Raw genomic sequence first — 16,074 nt, 5'->3', positions numbered from 1 at the left:
GGAGGTTACATGAGAGCATATCACCCAGCTCCAGCGTCCAAAACAGGCGCGCTATGGCGTGAGATTGGTTTGCCCGCCAGCCGCGGCACCGTATTGGTAGACAGCATCAAGATGGGGTTTTCTGTTGATGTTATCGACAGTATTCATTTATGGGCATCGATGCCTAAAGCCGAAATATTGCGTGCGACCGGTATTCCCAGCCGTAGTCTTACTCGTCGACGCACCCATGATGGCCGTTTTACACCAGAAGAGAGTGAGCGAATTGCGCGTTTCGTCCGCGTAATGGATGCCGCAGTCGATTTGTTTGGCGGTGATAAAAACCGCGCTATCACCTGGATGTCTACCCCAATTAAAGGCTTAGGGCACCGCAGCCCTGACTCTCTGCTGGAAACAGAAACCGGTGCATTGGAAGTCTGTGATTTAATCGGGCGACTGGAGCACGGCGTATTCTCATAGCCAAAGAGGACCGAGCTTTAAGCATCAATACATGGATAAGTATTTTAAAAGGTAGCTTTGCTATGAAAAACAGCCCGATAGGCCGGTATTTATGATTTTTTACCGCATAGTGATGCGCCATTATCTGGCGTCAACCTGGACTGGCTACGGTGCGGAAATCTATGGTGGCCGCTGGAATCACAAGGGACATGCGGCTATTTACTTAGCCAGCAGTGTGTCATTGGCGATGCTGGAAGCCTTAGTACATATTCAGGACAGCTCGACACTGAGTGAGTTCGAACTATTCCAGATTGAGATCGATGACAATAATATCATGCTGCTACAACCACAGGACTGGCCTGGTGATTGGCGCAGTGATCCGGCACCGGTGGCCACAATGGATATTGGCACCGAATGGCTGGAATCAGAATCATCACTTGGATTACTGGTTCCCTCTAGTCTGGTGCCATCAGAAAATAATCTGCTGGTTAACCCTCGCCACAAAGACTTTCAAGCTTGCCTGAGCAGTGTCAAACCGCTCTCTTTTACCTTTGACTCGCGCCTAAAATAGTCTCCACAGCCAAGGGCTAGCCCTCATCACGACTGATTTGCCTTATCTTTTTTGGGCAAGGTATTCTTCAGTTGGCTAATCAACTGGCGACGGAAATCGCCCAACTTAGGTTTATCCTCCCCCAACCAAGGTAACGGACGGCATAACTCCATGGCTTTGATACCTAATCTGGCGGTCAGTAAACCCGCCCCAATGCCCTGAGCTGCACGGGCTGATAAGCGCGCAGCCAAATCTTGTGACAGCCAATCCATGCCCACTTCGCGAACCAACTCCGACGCGCCGGCAAAGGCAATGTTCAGCAACACCAAGCGGAACAGCCTAATGCGACTGAAATACCCTAGCTCAATACCATACAGTGCAGCAATACGGTTAATTAGCCGGATATTGCGCCAGGCAATAAAGGCCATATCCACTAGCGCTAATGGACTGACGGCAATCATTAATGCAGATTCAGCAGCATAGCGACTGATTTCGGCTCGCGCCTGATTATCCAGCGCCGGTTGTACCAGTTTTGCATAGAGTTCAACCACTTCGCGATCGTTATGGGTTTCATGTAGCGAGGCTTGCCAACGCTGTAATGCTGGATGCCCTTGATCCAACCCAGCCTGACGCGCCAGTTTTTCACAAAACACCCGCCCCTGACCAATTCCGTGGCTAACCAGCAGCTCGCGTGCAATATCACGTTCTTCAGCCCGCTGACGCAACCGATATAAGCGCCGCCATTCAGTCACCACTGAGCCAACCCCCGCCAGTACAATCAGCCCTCCGGCGGTTGTGGCACCTAGCGCTATCCAATCTTGTTGCTGCCAAGCTTGATTGACCCATTGCACTGACTGAGCAATCACACTGACCCCAAATAGCGCCACACCGACGGTGACCATTTTGCGCCACAGACTACGTTTGGGTTTCAGTGCTGCATTAACTAACCCTTCGACCCGGCCTTCTTCATTTTCTGCATCTAATTCCGGGGTGGCAGGATAGAAATTCTCGCCCGCTTGCTGGCTGAACTCCTGTGCAGCTTTTAAGACCGGTTCATCCAAGGGTTGCAATGGCTGTTCAAAATCAATTCGTGGTTTTAACGGCTCGCTCATCGCAATTTATCTCCCAATAAAAATTCCATCACCGCATCGAGACGAATATGAGGCAGTGGGCTGTCCACATTGACCGCCTGCGGGCGAAACTCATCAAAATGGAAGCCTTGTTGCTGCCAAAAAGCCGGGCCTGGTAAGCGGGCTGGAACATCACCGGGGAAGACCGTCAGCGGCATACCATCACTTAGGCGATGGCCCCGCAGCGCCGGTATTTTCTGCCCTTGATGCTCGACGATGCCACTCTCCGTTGCTTGTACCGAGGCCAACCCGACACAATCCATGCTAATTCCTTCGAAAGCCGCATTCTGCCAAGCTTCTTGCACCAGTTGCTGTAGCAAAGAGACCAAATTAGCATGTTGATCCGCCGTAACATGGTCAGCTTTGGTGGCAGCAAACATCAGTTTATCAATACATGGTGAGAATAAGCGGCGGAATAAAGTGCGTTTCCCGTAATGGAAACTCTGCATCAATTGTGTCAACGCCAAACGCATATCATTGAACGCCTGCGGCCCACTGTTCAGGGGTTGCAAGCAGTCCACCAGCACAATTTGCCGGTCAAAGCGAACAAAGTGCTCTTTATAGAAGCCTTTCACTACCGAGTTGCAATAATAGTTAAAACGGGCACGTAACATCCCCAAGTTGGAATGTTTATCCGCCTGAGCCAAACGCGATTCACCCAGGCTGTTAACATCCGGCCACGGGAAAAACTGTAATGCAGGTGCGCCCGCCATATCGCCGGGTAACACAAAGCGCCCTGGCTGAATAAAATGCAGCCCTTCATTTTTGCAACGAATCAGATAATCGGTATAGGCTTGCGCAATGGCGGCCAGTTGATTTTCATCTGCAGGGGCCAGCGGATCACACTGCTGACACAGTGTCAGCCAAGGCTCTGCCCACTTCGCGCGATCACCTTGTAACAACCCCGCCATCTGACGCGACCAGCTTAAATAGTCCTGCTCCAGCATCGGCAAATCTAACAACCATTCACCCGGATAATCGACAATTTCCAGATACAGCGTCGAAGTCTCTTTAAAGTGGCGCAAGAGTGAGTCGCCAGAGCGAAAACGCAGCGCCAGACGAATTTCGCTGACACCTCGCGTTGGCGTTGGCCAGTTGGGCGGTGTGCCATATAAAGAGGCCAGCCCTTCATCATAAGTAAAACGTTGAATACCCAAATCACGTTGCGGCACACGTTTCACACCGAGCAACCGCTCTTCGCGGACAGCAGAAAACAGCGGCAAACGAGCACCGCTGTGGACATGAAGTAATTGATTCACTAACGAAGTGATAAATGCGGTTTTCCCGCTGCGACTCAGGCCGGTTACCGCTAACCGTAGATGACGGTCCATCCCACGGTTAACCAATGACGTAATCTCATTTTGCAGTCGTTTCATGCTTCTCCTTGGCAAATTGGCCCGCAGCGGCCCCCATAGCACGTTTTAGCATCGGTTCCAGCATCATCAACAGCAACCAACGCAGGGGTTTGCGGCTGACATTTTTGACTATCAAACCAGCGGCACCGGCGGGGCCATAGGTCAGTGCGACAGTAAAAATAATTTTAGCGATTATCGTTAATACTACACCTGCTCGTGTACGGGCGAGGTTATTATTCATTTTCTTACCCTCTGGCAGGCCGAGATTGGGACAATACATCTGGTTATATTACAACTGACGAAAACGGCTGCGCACAACAAAAGTCTCGGATGTAACATAGCGCTCGACCTGACGCAAACGCTGTTCACCCGCCCCCAACTCATACTCAAGCTGATCGAGAAGCTGCCTCGGTGTAGCTTCTCGATGCTCACTGAAGCTGGCCGCAGGTACCGGTTCCAACATAAAAGTCAGCACGATATAGGCCACAATGGTAAACACGAACAGACCAAAGAATAGTGATAACACCACCATCACTCGGATCAGGCGCACCGGAATATCAAAATAGTGCGCCAAGCCGGCACAAACGCCTTTGATCATGCCCTCTTCTGGCACCCGGTACAGTTTTTTACTGCTTAATGCATTCGCCATTATGATTGCCTCCAGTCTGGATGCTGCGCATCTAGAATTTCTTCTAAGGTCTGGATACGTTCGCGCATCCGGCGAGCATCATCAGTGAGCTGTGATAAGCGCTGCATATCCTGATGACTGAGTTGAGCGCCGCTTTGCTGGCGGTTGCTGTAATGCAGCCATAACCAAATCGGGGCGACAAACAGCACAAAAATTGTCAGCGGTATGGCAAGAAACAGGATACTCATTCATTCCCCTTAATTATCTTTGATAGCGGGCTTCCGCATTTTTATCATGGCAGGCCGTCGTTCGTTATCCCATCTGACGGCCTGCACTGTAGTAACAACATTACTCAGCTGAATTCATTTTTGCTTTCATGGCGGCCAGTTGGTTGCTGATTTCGTCATCGGCTTTCAGCTCCGCAAATTGGCTATGCAAAGATTTTTGTTTGCCAATTCCCACCGTTTCAGCTTCTGCTTCCATATGGTCAATGCGCCGCTCAAACTGCTCAAAACGTGCCATTGCTTCATCAAGTTTGCCGCTATCTAGTTGACGACGCACATCACGAGATGACGATGCCGCCTGATGACGCAAGGTTAATGCCTGCTGTCTGGCGCGCGTTTCGGTCAGTTTGCTCTCCAACTCGGTAATTTCATGTTTCATGCGCTCCAGCGTTTCATCCACTGTCGACACTTCACGCGTTAATGTATCAATCAGTGCCGCCACTTTTTGTTTTTCAATCAGTGCTGCACGGGCTAAATCTTCTTTATCTTTGCGCAAAGCCAGTTCAGCTTTATTCTGCCACTCTTGCAACTGACTTTCGCTATGATCAATACGGCGCAGCAGTTGTTTCTTCTCTGCCAACGCACGGGCTGATGTTGAGCGGATCTCAACCAGCGTATCTTCCATTTCCTGAATCATCAGCCGTACCAATTTCTGCGGATCTTCGGCTTTATCCAGTAATGTATTGATGTTGGCGTTCACGATATCGGCGAAACGAGAAAAAATACCCATAATTTACGTCCTCTTTTAACTTATTGGCTCTTTGAAATAGTGGCGTCTGGTGACGCCTTGGCAGATAGCTGCCTGGCAATAACACATATCTTTCTTGGGATAACTATAATCAAGAGTCGTGCCAACTTTTCATGGAAGTTAATATCATGAAAAATAACACAAAAAATTTTTGACTGTTTGAGAAAAAAATGTAGATTGATAATTTTAACCAACTATTGGCGAATTTCATCATGAGTGAGCAATTAGAAAACCTGTTAGGCGAAGCAAACTCTTTTGTTGAGGTGCTGGAGCAAGTTTCTGGGCTGGCAAAGCTGAATAAGCCGGTGTTGGTGATTGGTGAACGAGGAACCGGTAAAGAGCTTATAGCCCACCGTCTGCATTACTTATCCAATCGTTGGCAGGGGCCGTTTATTTCACTTAACTGCGCGGCTCTTAATGAAAATTTACTTGATTCTGAGTTGTTTGGTCATGAGGCCGGAGCTTTTACCGGCGCGCAAAAACGCCATTTGGGCCGTTTTGAACGTGCAGACGGCGGCACTCTATTTTTAGATGAATTGGCAACGGCACCGATGTTAGTGCAGGAGAAGTTATTGCGCGTGATTGAGTATGGTCATCTTGAGCGCGTGGGCGGCAGTCAACCACTGCAAGTGGATGTACGGCTGGTGTGCGCCACCAATGACAATTTGCCTGCGTTAGCTGCGGCGGGTAGATTCCGCGCCGATTTGCTCGACCGTCTCGCCTTTGATGTGGTGCAGTTGCCACCGCTGCGCGAGCGCCAGCAAGATATTATGTTGCTGGCCGAACATTTTGCCATTCAGATGTGCCGCGAATTAGGTTTGCCCCTTTTCCCCGGATTTACGCCGTCGGCAAAAGCCGAGTTATTGGCATATCACTGGCCCGGCAATGTACGTGAACTTAAAAATGTGGTTGAACGCTCGGTATATCGTCACGGTGACAGCAACCAGCCACTGGGGAATATTATCATCAACCCCTTTGCCAGCCGATTGAACACTGAAAATGGGGTTATTGAGCATCGTGACATCCATGTTGCGACAAACTCGCAATCAGCGTTGCCAACTCTTCCTCTCGACCTTAAACAGTGGCTACATAATAGTGAGCAACAGATGTTGAAGCACGCTTTGGAGCAGGCGCGATTTAATCAACGTAAGGCAGCGAGCCTGCTGGGGCTAACCTACCATCAATTACGTGGCATGCTAAAAAAACACGCTATGCTGGCAACTGAAAATGATCAGCCATAATGAAGCGATTGGTGGGATAGGTTTATCACAGGCAAAAAAAAAGCCAGCACCCGAGCTGGCTTAAAAAACACTGGAAGCAATGTGAGCAATGTCGTGCTTTTCTGTCAAAAGCCTAAAATCACTGGCTTTATCCCGAAGAGCAAATTGATGATAATAGTTATCAATAGCACTTGCAAACACTTTGTTGAGAATTCTTCTCATTCCCATACTGATTCTGATGGAATTATGTGCAAACAATACCCTCAATCGCCCTATCTGCTTCGCTTGCATCTGTGATTTCTTGTTAAGGAAATAATAATGTGCGGTTTATTTCCCTTAATTGCTGCAATAAGCAGCAGATGGCGTATTTGTTTTGCTCAATAAATAGTTGTTTTGCTCAATGGATTGGGAGGCGTGCCAGATTACGGTACACTAAGAGCATTGCTTACTTACTGCGAAAGCGTTTATGCGTGCTTTACTTATTTGGATGCTGTCGCTGGCTTGCCTGGCGACTCCTGCGCTGGCGACTCCTGCGCTGGCGACTCCTGCGCTGGCGCAGCCTACCGCGGCTGCCGACCCCACTCAACCACTGCCGGATATCCGTCAGCGTGGTTTTGTTTATTGTGTTAGTGGGATACTCAATACCTTTAACCCACAGATGGCCAGCAGCGGATTAACTATTGATACGCTGGCCGCCCAGCTCTATGACCGGCTATTGGATGTTGACCCCTATACCTATCGACTCATCCCGGAATTAGCAGAAAGCTGGCAAGTGTTGGACAACGGCGCGACTTACCGTTTTCATCTACGTAAAGATGTCCCTTTCCAGACCACTGACTGGTTCTCGCCCACCCGTAAGATGAATGCCGATGATGTGGTGTTCAGTTTTCAACGAGTATTTGATTCACAGCACCCTTACCATGATGTCAATGGGGGCGAATATCCCTATTTTGACAGTTTGCAATTTGCCGATGCAGTACAAAGCGTCAAAAAACTGGATGACTATACGGTTGAATTTAAACTGAAAGCACCCGATGCCTCCTTCCTTTGGCATTTGGCGACCCATTATGCGCCAGTGCTGTCAGCCGAATATGCCGATGTCTTAAGTCAAAAGGGGCGGCAAGAGCAGATCGACCGCGAACCTGTGGGTACTGGCCCGTTCTTATTAAATGAATATCGCTCTGGGCAATATATCCGTTTATTCCGTAACAGTGACTATTGGAAAGGTTTGCCACGCATGCCTCAGGTGGTGATTGACTTAGGCGCGGGGGGAACGGGTCGTCTCTCCAAATTACTGACCGGTGAATGTGATGTGTTGGCTTATCCCGCTGCCAGCCAGTTATCTATTTTACGCGATGACCCACGCCTACGGCTGACACTGCGCCCAGGGATGAATGTGGCCTATCTGGCTTTCAACACCAATAAGCCGCCGCTCAATAACCAGCGCGTGCGGCAGGCTATTGCTCTATCTATTAATAACCAACGATTGATGCAGTCCATCTATTACGGCACCGCCGAGACAGCAGCATCCATCCTGCCCCGTGCATCATGGGCTTACGATAACCAAGCTCAAGTCACTGAATATAATCCTGAAAAGGCCAAAGAAATACTTAAAGAGCTGGGTATCACTAAGCTGGAGCTCAATTTATGGGTGCCTACGGCGTCGCAATCCTACAACCCTAGCCCATTAAAAACAGCGGAGCTGATCCAGGCCGATTTAGCGCAAGTGGGAATTACCGTGAATATCGTCCCAGTCGAAGGGCGTTTCCAGGAAGCACGCCTGATGGAGATGAATCACGACCTGACTCTGTCGGGCTGGTCAACAGATAGCAATGACCCAGACAGTTTCTTCCGCCCATTATTAAGCTGTGCAGCAATCCGTTCGCAAACAAACTATGCTCACTGGTGTGACCCGGAATTTGATGAACTGCTGCAAAAAGCATTACGTTCCCAGCAATTATCGGCACGTATTGAATATTATCAGCAAGCCCAGCGTATTCTGGAGCAACAATTGCCGCTGTTACCATTGGCATCATCCTTACGGTTACAAGCATATCGGTATGATATTAAAGGTTTGGTACTAAGCCCGTTTGGCAATTCTTCTTTTGCTGGCGTGTTCCGCGAGAGCGATGAGGGCAAAAAGCCATGATCATCTTCACCTTACGGCGCTTATTGCTGCTAGTGATAACCCTGTTTATGTTGTCGCTGGTCAGCTTTAGTTTGAGCTACTTCACCCCTCATGCGCCCTTAAATGGCGCAGCGCTGCTGGATGCCTATCGTTTCTATTTCAGTAGCCTGTTGCAGTGGGATTTTGGGGTTTCCAGCATTAATGGCCAACCCATCAGTGAACAGCTACGCGAAGCTTTCCCGGCCACCATGGAGCTGTGTGTTTTAGCCTTTACGCTAGCGCTGTTTGTCGGAATTCCGTTGGGCATTATTGCCGGTGTGATGCGCGGTAAGTTTGCTGATATCGCCATCAGTTCTATTGCACTTATCGGCTTCTCAATCCCGGTTTTCTGGCTGGCACTGCTGTTAATGTTGTTCTTTTCACTGCATTTAGGGTGGCTACCGGTATCGGGCCGTTTTGATCTGCTCTATCAGGTAAAACCGGTCACCGGGCTGGCGTTGGTCGATGCCTGGCTCTCACCCTCACCTTATCGTAAAGAGATGATGCTCAGCGCGATTCAGCATATGATCTTACCCATCACCGCACTGGCTGTAGCTCCCACCACCGAAGTTATCCGCCTGATGCGCACCAGTACCGATGATGTTATCGGGCAAAATTACATCAAAGCGGCGGCCACCCGTGGCTTATCACGATTTACCATTATTCGCCGCCATGTGCTGCATAATGCGCTGCCGCCGATTATCCCTAAATTGGGGTTACAGTTCTCAACGATGCTGACGCTGGCGATGATAACTGAAGTGGTCTTCAACTGGCCGGGATTGGGCCGTTGGCTGATTAACGCCATTCGTCAGCAAGATTACGCCGCTATTTCTGCCGGTGTGATGGTGGTGGGTTCGTTGGTCATCGTCATTAACGTACTGTCAGATATTTTGGGCGCGATGATGACGCCGCTAAAGCATAAGGAATGGTATGCCCTTCGATAATGTCTACCGCGAGAAGAAGATGCCCAGCCCGCTGCTGTATACCTGGCGGCTGTTCTATTCTGATGGCCTAGCGATGGTGGGTTTTTACGGGGTTATTGGCCTGTTATTACTGTGTGTACTGGGCAGCACACTGGCCCCCTATGCCCTCGACCAACAGTTTCTGGGGTATCAGTTACTGCCGCCCTCCTGGTCTCGTTATGGCAATGTCTCTTTCTTCCTCGGCACTGACGATTTGGGCCGCGATATTTTAAGCCGCTTATTGGCGGGTACTGCCTCGACTTATGGCTCCGCGCTACTCGTTACTGTTGCCGCGGCACTGTGTGGTGTGGTGCTTGGCGTCTTTGCCGGTATTACTCATGGTTTTCGCTCCGCGATTCTGAATCATATTCTAGATACCTTGCTCTCTATTCCTTCATTGCTGCTGGCTATCATTGTTGTGGCCTTTGTCGGCCCGAGTTTGGAACATGCCATGTTCGCAGTATGGCTGGCATTGTTGCCCCGTATGGTTCGGACTATTTATAGCGCCGTTCATGATGAATTGGATAAAGAGTATGTGATTGCGGCCCGTCTGGACGGCGCTTCCACCCCACATATTCTGGCCTATGCCATTTTGCCCAATATTGCCTCGGTGCTAGTAACAGAGTTTACCCGCGCACTTTCGATGGCTATTTTGGATATCGCCGCCCTGGGCTTTCTCGATTTGGGCGCACAGTTGCCCTCGCCGGAATGGGGCGCCATGCTGGGTGATTCGTTGGATTTAGTCTATGTCGCCCCTTGGACGGTTATGCTACCCGGCGGTGCCATTTTGGTGAGTGTGCTGTTGGTCAACCTGTTGGGTGATGGGATGCGCCGGGCAATTAATGCGGGGGTAGAATAATGCCGCTACTTGATATTCGTAACCTCACCATTGAATTTATGACCTCGGAGGGTATGGTAAAGGCGGTTGACCGCATTAGCATTACACTGACCGAAGGTGAAGTTCGTGGGTTAGTGGGGGAATCTGGCTCGGGTAAGAGTTTGATTGCCAAAGCCATTTGCGGAGTCAGCAAAGATAACTGGCGCATTACTGCAGACCGTTTTCGTTTTAACGATATTGACCTGCTGCAATTGACCCCACGCCAGCGGCGTAAGGTGATTGGCCATAATATTTCAATGATTTTCCAAGAGCCGCAATCTTGTCTGGACCCTTCCGAAAGTATTGGCCGACAACTGCAGCAAGCCATCCCCGGTTGGACATATAAGGGCCGCTGGTGGCAGCGATTTCATTGGCGTCAACGGCGCGCGATAGAGTTATTGCACCGAGTGGGGATCAAAGACCACAAAGATATTATGCGCAGCTACCCTTATGAACTGACCGAAGGTGAATGCCAAAAGGTGATGATTGCTATCGCCCTGGCAAATCAACCACGGCTGCTTATCGCCGATGAACCAACCAATGCCATGGAACCCACCACACAGGCGCAAATTTTCCGCCTGCTGGCACGGCTGAACCAAAACAACAACACCACCATTTTGCTTATCAGCCATGATTTGCAGATGATGAGCAAATGGGCGACCCGGGTTAATGTGCTGTATTGTGGTCAAACAGTGGAAAGTGCTGTTTGTGAAGATCTGCTGGCCGCCCCGCATCATCCTTATACTCAAGCTTTGATCCGCGCAATGCCCGATTTTGGCCGCTCCTTGCCACATAAAAGCCGCTTGAATACTTTACCGGGGGCGATTCCATCACTGGAGCATTTGCCGATTGGCTGTCGTCTGGGGCCTCGTTGCCCTTATGCACAAAAAACCTGCATTGAAACGCCGCGCTTGCGATTGGTCAAGAATCACGCCTTTGCCTGCCACTTCCCCTTGAATCTGGAGGAACAATAATGGCCGAGACGCTGCTCGAAGTCCGTAACTTGAGCAAAACCTTCCGCTATCGCACCGGATTGTTTCGCCGCCAGCATGTCGAAGCGGTTAAATCCGTCAGTTTTACCTTACGTGAGGGGCAAACACTGGCGGTTATTGGTGAAAATGGCTCAGGTAAATCCACATTGGCGAAGATGCTGTCGGGCATGATTGAACCAACTGACGGTGAGTTACTTATTGACGATCATCGTTTGGTTTATGGTGATTATGCCTATCGCAGTCAACGTATCCGTATGATTTTCCAAGACCCCAGCACTTCACTGAATCCGCGCCAACGTATTGGCCAACTGTTGGATGCGCCACTGAAGCTCAACACGGATTTAGACTCCGCCGCCCGCGAGCAGCGCATTTATCAGACTTTACGTCAGGTAGGACTGTTACCTGATCACGCTAATTACTATCCTCATATGTTAGCTTCCGGCCAGAAGCAGCGTATCGCGCTAGCACGAGCACTCATTCTGCAACCAAAAGTGATTGTTGCCGATGAAGCACTAGCATCACTGGATATGTCCATGCGCTCACAAATTATTAATCTGATGCTGGAGTTACAGGAAAAGCACGGCATATCTTATATTTATGTGACTCAGCATTTAGGCATGATGAAACATATCAGTGACCAGGTTATTGTGATGCATGAAGGGGAAGTGGTCGAACGGGGTAGCACCGCTGAAGTGCTGGCGGCACCTTTGCATGACCTGACCAAACGCTTGATTGCCAGCCATTTTGGTGAAGCATTAACCGCCGATGCCTGGCGTCGGGATTCCGGTAATTTTTAATACTGCCACACGAAGAATCGCGCGTGGAGAGGTCTCAATGCCGTACGGGTGCAATACTGCACTCGGTTAATGTACCTAAAAGGATTATTGCTATGGGTTTTCTTAGTGGCAAACGCATTCTAATAACCGGTGTCGCCAGCAAGTTATCCATTGCTTATGGCATTGCACAAGCCATGCACCGCGAAGGGGTTGAACTGGCCTTCACCTATCAGAATGACAAATTAAAAGGTCGCGTTGAAGAGTTTGCGGCAGCGCTCGGTTCCAAATTGATTTTCCCTTGCGACGTCGCGCAGGATGAAAGTATTGAGCAGCTGTTTACTGACTTGAGCCAAGCTTGGCCGAAATTTGATGGTTTCGTGCATTCGATTGGTTTTGCTCCAGCAGATCAGTTAAAAGGTGACTATATTGATGCTGTCACCCGCGCAGGTTTTGGCATTGCGCATGACATCAGCTCATACAGTTTTGTCGCCATGGCAAAAGCTTGTCGGACGATGCTCAACCCGAACGCGGCCCTGCTGACCCTGACCTATCTGGGTGCTGAACGTGCTATTCCTAACTATAACGTGATGGGCTTGGCAAAAGCCTCTCTGGAAGCTAACGTGCGCTATATGGCCAATGCAATGGGGCCAGAAGGTATCCGCGTCAATGGCATTTCTGCAGGGCCAATTCGCACACTAGCCGCTTCGGGGATTGATAGCTTCCGTAAAATGCTGGCACATTGCGAAGCTGTAACTCCCATTCGTCGCACGGTCACTATTGAAGATGTCGGTAATCCTGCCGCATTCCTGTGCTCTGATTTAGCCGCAGGTATCACCGGTGAAATCCTCCACGTTGATGGCGGTTTCAGTATTGCTGCAATGAATGAGTTGAACCTGAAAAAACCGGAATAACAGCCTGCTACAGACTAAGCAATTTGACACCCGGCTTTCTCATCCGCGACCTATCCGGCGCGGATTTTTTCTATCCCCCTCATCCCTTTAGTTAATTACTGACTAACGTAACAACATTTTTGTTATATATAATAATATGTTATTACTTTTAGTTATTGATTATGGTTTAACATTATTTTATCTCGCAAACCCAATCAGCAATGATATCCACTGTGTTCATTCCATAAAACAACAGGATATATTGCCGATGTCGAACCCTTGCACTTTGCATTGCGCCCAGTCAGATACCGCACTAATCCGCTACTCACATCCGGCCGGTCATTCAGTTGTGATGACCCCACTGCTGCCTTTCACACTGACACGTTGCTGTCTCTAACGGAGGTCACTATGGTGCAATTTAGACGCCACGATAATGCCCATTGGTATCATGAAACTCAACGTAGCGGCGGGATCCTCGCGGTGCCAATGACTAATGTGCATTGCAGTGACAATAGCTTTAATATCAATCACCTAAGCCATGATGAAAACACCTCTGGGCAGGATGCTTTTCTGTTGGGTCTCGCCGAGGGCATTCCCGTCACATTAGATAATGCATTGCAGCATCACGCCCCTATTTTACGGGCTTCAGTTGCCATGTATCAGGTGCTTTTCCCGGTGATTGTCGAGCCAGCTCATGACAATACATTTTCACTCTATGATCGGCTCAGTAGCGCATTGACCGTCGCACAGGTTACTGGCGTTCAACGCCTGTGCAGCCACTATGCCGCGCGTCTTACCCCGCTTTCCAGCCCGGATGCATCGCGGGAAAGCAATATGCGGCTAACTCAAATCACCCAATATGCCCGTCAACTCGCCAGCCAGCCGACCTTAATCGACCGGCACGCACTGCAACAACTAGCAGAAGTGGGTTTAACCCATGCTGATATTATTGTTCTAACACAGATAATTGGTTTTATCGGTTATCAGGCGAGAGTCGTGGCCGGCTTATCGGCTCAAGCAGGCTATCCAACCGTCATGTTGCCCGGTTTCCCACGCATGGAAGATGCCACAGCAGATCAGTTACCTCAGATTGAGTCCCGATGGCAAGGCTGGCTGCCTGAGTTAGTGGCAACGCCTACAGAACCACAGGTCAATACAGCGCTGACGCTGAACCAGTTATTGGCATACCATCCGCTCAGTTCACATGCTTATAATGCGATTACCGCACAGGTCGATAAGCTTCAATTGGTGACCTCTGATTTAGCCCCCACCGTTTGGCACGAGTGGGTATCACTGGTCAGTAGCCGGATCAACGGCAGCCTCTTCTGTCAGGCCTATCATCAGCACAACTTGCAGCAATTGACCGAGGGTTCATCGTTATTAGCAGCACTACAGATTGGGGTTGATTGTGCTCTGGCAAGCCAAACAGATGAGCAAATCACCCACCAGCTTATTTATGTTAGCGCCGAATTGACTCGTGCACCGGAACGTTTTAGCCAGCAACACATTAGCCCATTGCTCACCCTTGGCATCAGCAATGAGCAATTACTCAGTGTTATATTTAACACCGCAACGGCTGGATGGGCCAACCGCCTGCGGCACACCTTAGGACACGCAGCTTAATACTGACCAATGCCACCGACAATCAAGCTTCATGAGTAGTTAGCCACTCTTGGGCGACAGTAAAAAAATGCTGAGCCAGCGGTGTTATCCGTTCTGGTTCAGCGACTACCACTGCAGCATGACGACTCATCTTGGGTATATCCACTGGCCGCCGCTGTAGTGCTGGCGACATATCCGGCAACAAGCTGCCTTGAGGGAACAGCCCGCAGCCCAGCCCGACAAAAACACCCTGCAGCAATTGGAAAATAGAGGTGCTTTCCAGCCGGGCATGCAGTGCCAGCCCTGCATCGCGGAAATTATTATCCAGATAGCGGCGAAAATAGCGGCTAGGCTCCGTTAAACAGAGCGGTAAGGCGGCTGTTTGCGCCAATGTTAGCGGCTCAGTACCAACCAAGTCAGGGAAATGCTGGGGATGAAACACCACATCAACACCACTATCAACTAAAGGCTGGACTTGAAAATGCAATTTTTTCAAGGTGTTCAGTTCAAAGAAACCGATACCAACATCCACTGAATGGCCGGTTAAAGCTTCTAGCAACTGATCAGCACTTAATACTGAAACTCGATAGTCCAAGTGGGGATAGTGCTCACTGGCGCTTTTCAGCAGTCGGGCCAATGAAATACTGCATTGCGGTACAACACCAATGCGTAACGTGCCATTCAACCCATTTTTGAGTGACTCAACTTCGAGTTTTAACCCTTGGTAGACCGAGACAATCTCCCTCGCCCAGGCTAAAACGCGCTCACCTTCAGCCGTAAATCCTTCAAAATTATTGCCACGATTTATCAGTGCAACGCCCAGCTCCCGCTCCAGATTTTTCAAGCGCATCGACAGTGTCGGCTGACTGACAAAACTGGCTTCAGCCGCGCGACCAAAATGTCTTTCGCGTTCTAAATTACAGAGATAGATAAGCTGTTTGATGTCCATACACTACTCAGATTTTTACGATTACCGGCAGTATATCATTGCGTTCGCGCCACATGTTTTGCCCTAGGGGATTTTTCCGACAAAAAATTTACACAACGCTCTGATCCCGATCTGAGTTGAGTTCTCAGCTCAGGTCTTTGCCTGGTTAACATTCGAGCTGAATTTGGATAATTTCAGACTTTACTCAATACGCACAATATTGACTTGGTTATTCACATACATATAAAGCATATGAGCCATAAAATTGACAAATAGCAGAATATTTCACTAAATAAAATCAGTTCAGCTTTTAATCAAAACAAAAATTTGCCAAATAGCCAAAACATAAACGTTAATACTGCATAACATTTGTAACATGGTCACATCGAACTGACGGAGATATATGTAACAGAACATTACAAAAGCCTTGTCTCGCTGACAAAGATAGTGAACATTAACCGCCGCCAAATATCTTATAACAACGCAAAAGGATGCCATCTCGCGCATTCACTTTTGTATTTCCTGTCATT

General features: G+C 49.2%; 18 protein-coding genes. 10 read left to right on the top strand and 8 right to left on the bottom strand.

Annotated elements, in window-relative coordinates; genetic code table 11:
• The first annotated feature begins 9 nt into the window (after positions 1-9).
• Both xre and DJ58_RS20050 read left to right on the top strand, forming a co-directional pair.
• Positions 10-456, top strand: coding sequence for a type II toxin-antitoxin system antitoxin Xre (gene xre, locus DJ58_RS20045; RefSeq protein ID WP_004706650.1), 447 nt, complete (start codon positions 10-12; stop codon positions 454-456).
• A gap of 91 nt (positions 457-547) precedes the next feature.
• On the top strand, positions 548-1,006 hold the full coding sequence (locus DJ58_RS20050; protein WP_004706649.1) for an RES family NAD+ phosphorylase: 459 nt from the start codon (positions 548-550) through the stop codon (positions 1,004-1,006).
• Positions 1,007-1,032: 26 nt separating this feature from the next.
• Here the strand turns inward: DJ58_RS20050 and DJ58_RS20055 are convergent, their stop codons facing one another.
• From DJ58_RS20055 to pspA, 6 genes are all read right to left on the bottom strand, one after another.
• Positions 1,033-2,097, bottom strand: a complete 1,065-nt coding sequence (locus DJ58_RS20055; RefSeq protein WP_032910198.1) for a YcjF family protein — start codon at positions 2,095-2,097, stop codon at positions 1,033-1,035.
• Positions 2,094-3,491, bottom strand: coding sequence for a YcjX family GTP-binding protein (locus DJ58_RS20060; RefSeq protein WP_032910196.1), 1,398 nt, complete (start codon positions 3,489-3,491; stop codon positions 2,094-2,096). The genes DJ58_RS20055 and DJ58_RS20060 overlap by 4 nt, the downstream gene beginning before the upstream one ends.
• Entirely contained in the window at positions 3,472-3,711 is a 240-nt protein-coding gene (pspD, locus tag DJ58_RS20065; RefSeq protein WP_032910194.1) for a phage shock protein PspD, read from the bottom strand. Before pspD ends, DJ58_RS20060 begins: the two co-directional genes overlap by 20 nt.
• A gap of 48 nt (positions 3,712-3,759) precedes the next feature.
• On the bottom strand, positions 3,760-4,119 hold the full coding sequence (gene pspC, locus DJ58_RS20070; protein WP_004706642.1) for an envelope stress response membrane protein PspC: 360 nt from the start codon (positions 4,117-4,119) through the stop codon (positions 3,760-3,762).
• Entirely contained in the window at positions 4,119-4,346 is a 228-nt protein-coding gene (gene pspB, locus DJ58_RS20075) for an envelope stress response membrane protein PspB (protein WP_032910193.1), read from the bottom strand. Before pspB ends, pspC begins: the two co-directional genes overlap by 1 nt.
• 100 nt (positions 4,347-4,446) lie before the next feature.
• On the bottom strand, positions 4,447-5,112 hold the full coding sequence (gene pspA / locus DJ58_RS20080) for a phage shock protein PspA (RefSeq protein WP_004706639.1): 666 nt from the start codon (positions 5,110-5,112) through the stop codon (positions 4,447-4,449).
• A gap of 230 nt (positions 5,113-5,342) precedes the next feature.
• Between pspA and pspF the strand changes: the two genes are divergently transcribed.
• The gene (gene pspF / locus DJ58_RS20085) at positions 5,343-6,371 is read left to right on the top strand and encodes a phage shock protein operon transcriptional activator (RefSeq protein ID WP_004706638.1); all 1,029 of its coding nucleotides are present in this window, start codon (positions 5,343-5,345) and stop codon (positions 6,369-6,371) included.
• Positions 6,372-6,431: 60 nt separating this feature from the next.
• Here the strand turns inward: pspF and DJ58_RS23280 are convergent, their stop codons facing one another.
• Entirely contained in the window at positions 6,432-6,641 is a 210-nt protein-coding gene (locus tag DJ58_RS23280; protein WP_032910192.1) for a hypothetical protein, read from the bottom strand.
• A 175-nt stretch (positions 6,642-6,816) separates the two neighbouring features.
• Here DJ58_RS23280 and sapA point away from each other — a divergent pair, with 175 nt between their 5' ends.
• From sapA to DJ58_RS20120, 7 genes are all read left to right on the top strand, one after another.
• Positions 6,817-8,499 (top strand): ABC transporter substrate-binding protein SapA, encoded by a 1,683-nt coding sequence (gene sapA / locus DJ58_RS20090; RefSeq protein ID WP_004706636.1) that lies wholly within the window; start codon positions 6,817-6,819, stop codon positions 8,497-8,499.
• Positions 8,496-9,461, top strand: coding sequence for a putrescine export ABC transporter permease SapB (sapB, locus tag DJ58_RS20095; RefSeq protein ID WP_032910191.1), 966 nt, complete (start codon positions 8,496-8,498; stop codon positions 9,459-9,461). The genes sapA and sapB overlap by 4 nt, the downstream gene beginning before the upstream one ends.
• A complete protein-coding gene (gene sapC / locus DJ58_RS20100) occupies positions 9,448-10,338 on the top strand; it encodes a putrescine export ABC transporter permease SapC (RefSeq protein ID WP_032910190.1) in 891 nt (296 codons plus the stop codon). The genes sapB and sapC overlap by 14 nt, the downstream gene beginning before the upstream one ends.
• Entirely contained in the window at positions 10,338-11,330 is a 993-nt protein-coding gene (gene sapD / locus DJ58_RS20105; RefSeq protein ID WP_004706634.1) for a putrescine export ABC transporter ATP-binding protein SapD, read from the top strand. Before sapC ends, sapD begins: the two co-directional genes overlap by 1 nt.
• A complete protein-coding gene (gene sapF / locus DJ58_RS20110) occupies positions 11,330-12,145 on the top strand; it encodes a putrescine export ABC transporter ATP-binding protein SapF (protein ID WP_032910189.1) in 816 nt (271 codons plus the stop codon). The genes sapD and sapF overlap by 1 nt, the downstream gene beginning before the upstream one ends.
• Before the next feature lie 92 nt (positions 12,146-12,237).
• Positions 12,238-13,035, top strand: coding sequence for an enoyl-ACP reductase FabI (gene fabI, locus DJ58_RS20115; protein WP_004706633.1), 798 nt, complete (start codon positions 12,238-12,240; stop codon positions 13,033-13,035).
• A 387-nt stretch (positions 13,036-13,422) separates the two neighbouring features.
• Entirely contained in the window at positions 13,423-14,637 is a 1,215-nt protein-coding gene (locus DJ58_RS20120; RefSeq protein ID WP_004706631.1) for a CMD domain-containing protein, read from the top strand.
• A 22-nt stretch (positions 14,638-14,659) separates the two neighbouring features.
• Here DJ58_RS20120 and DJ58_RS20125 read toward each other — a convergent pair whose 3' ends face one another.
• Entirely contained in the window at positions 14,660-15,565 is a 906-nt protein-coding gene (locus DJ58_RS20125; protein WP_004706630.1) for a LysR family transcriptional regulator, read from the bottom strand.
• Positions 15,566-16,074 lie beyond the last annotated feature (509 nt).

It is taken from the genome of Yersinia frederiksenii ATCC 33641, assembly GCF_000754805.1.
Taxonomy (GTDB): domain Bacteria; phylum Pseudomonadota; class Gammaproteobacteria; order Enterobacterales; family Enterobacteriaceae; genus Yersinia; species Yersinia frederiksenii.
Note: the sequence above shows the minus strand (reverse complement) of the source record. Positions and strands in the feature narration are given on the sequence as shown.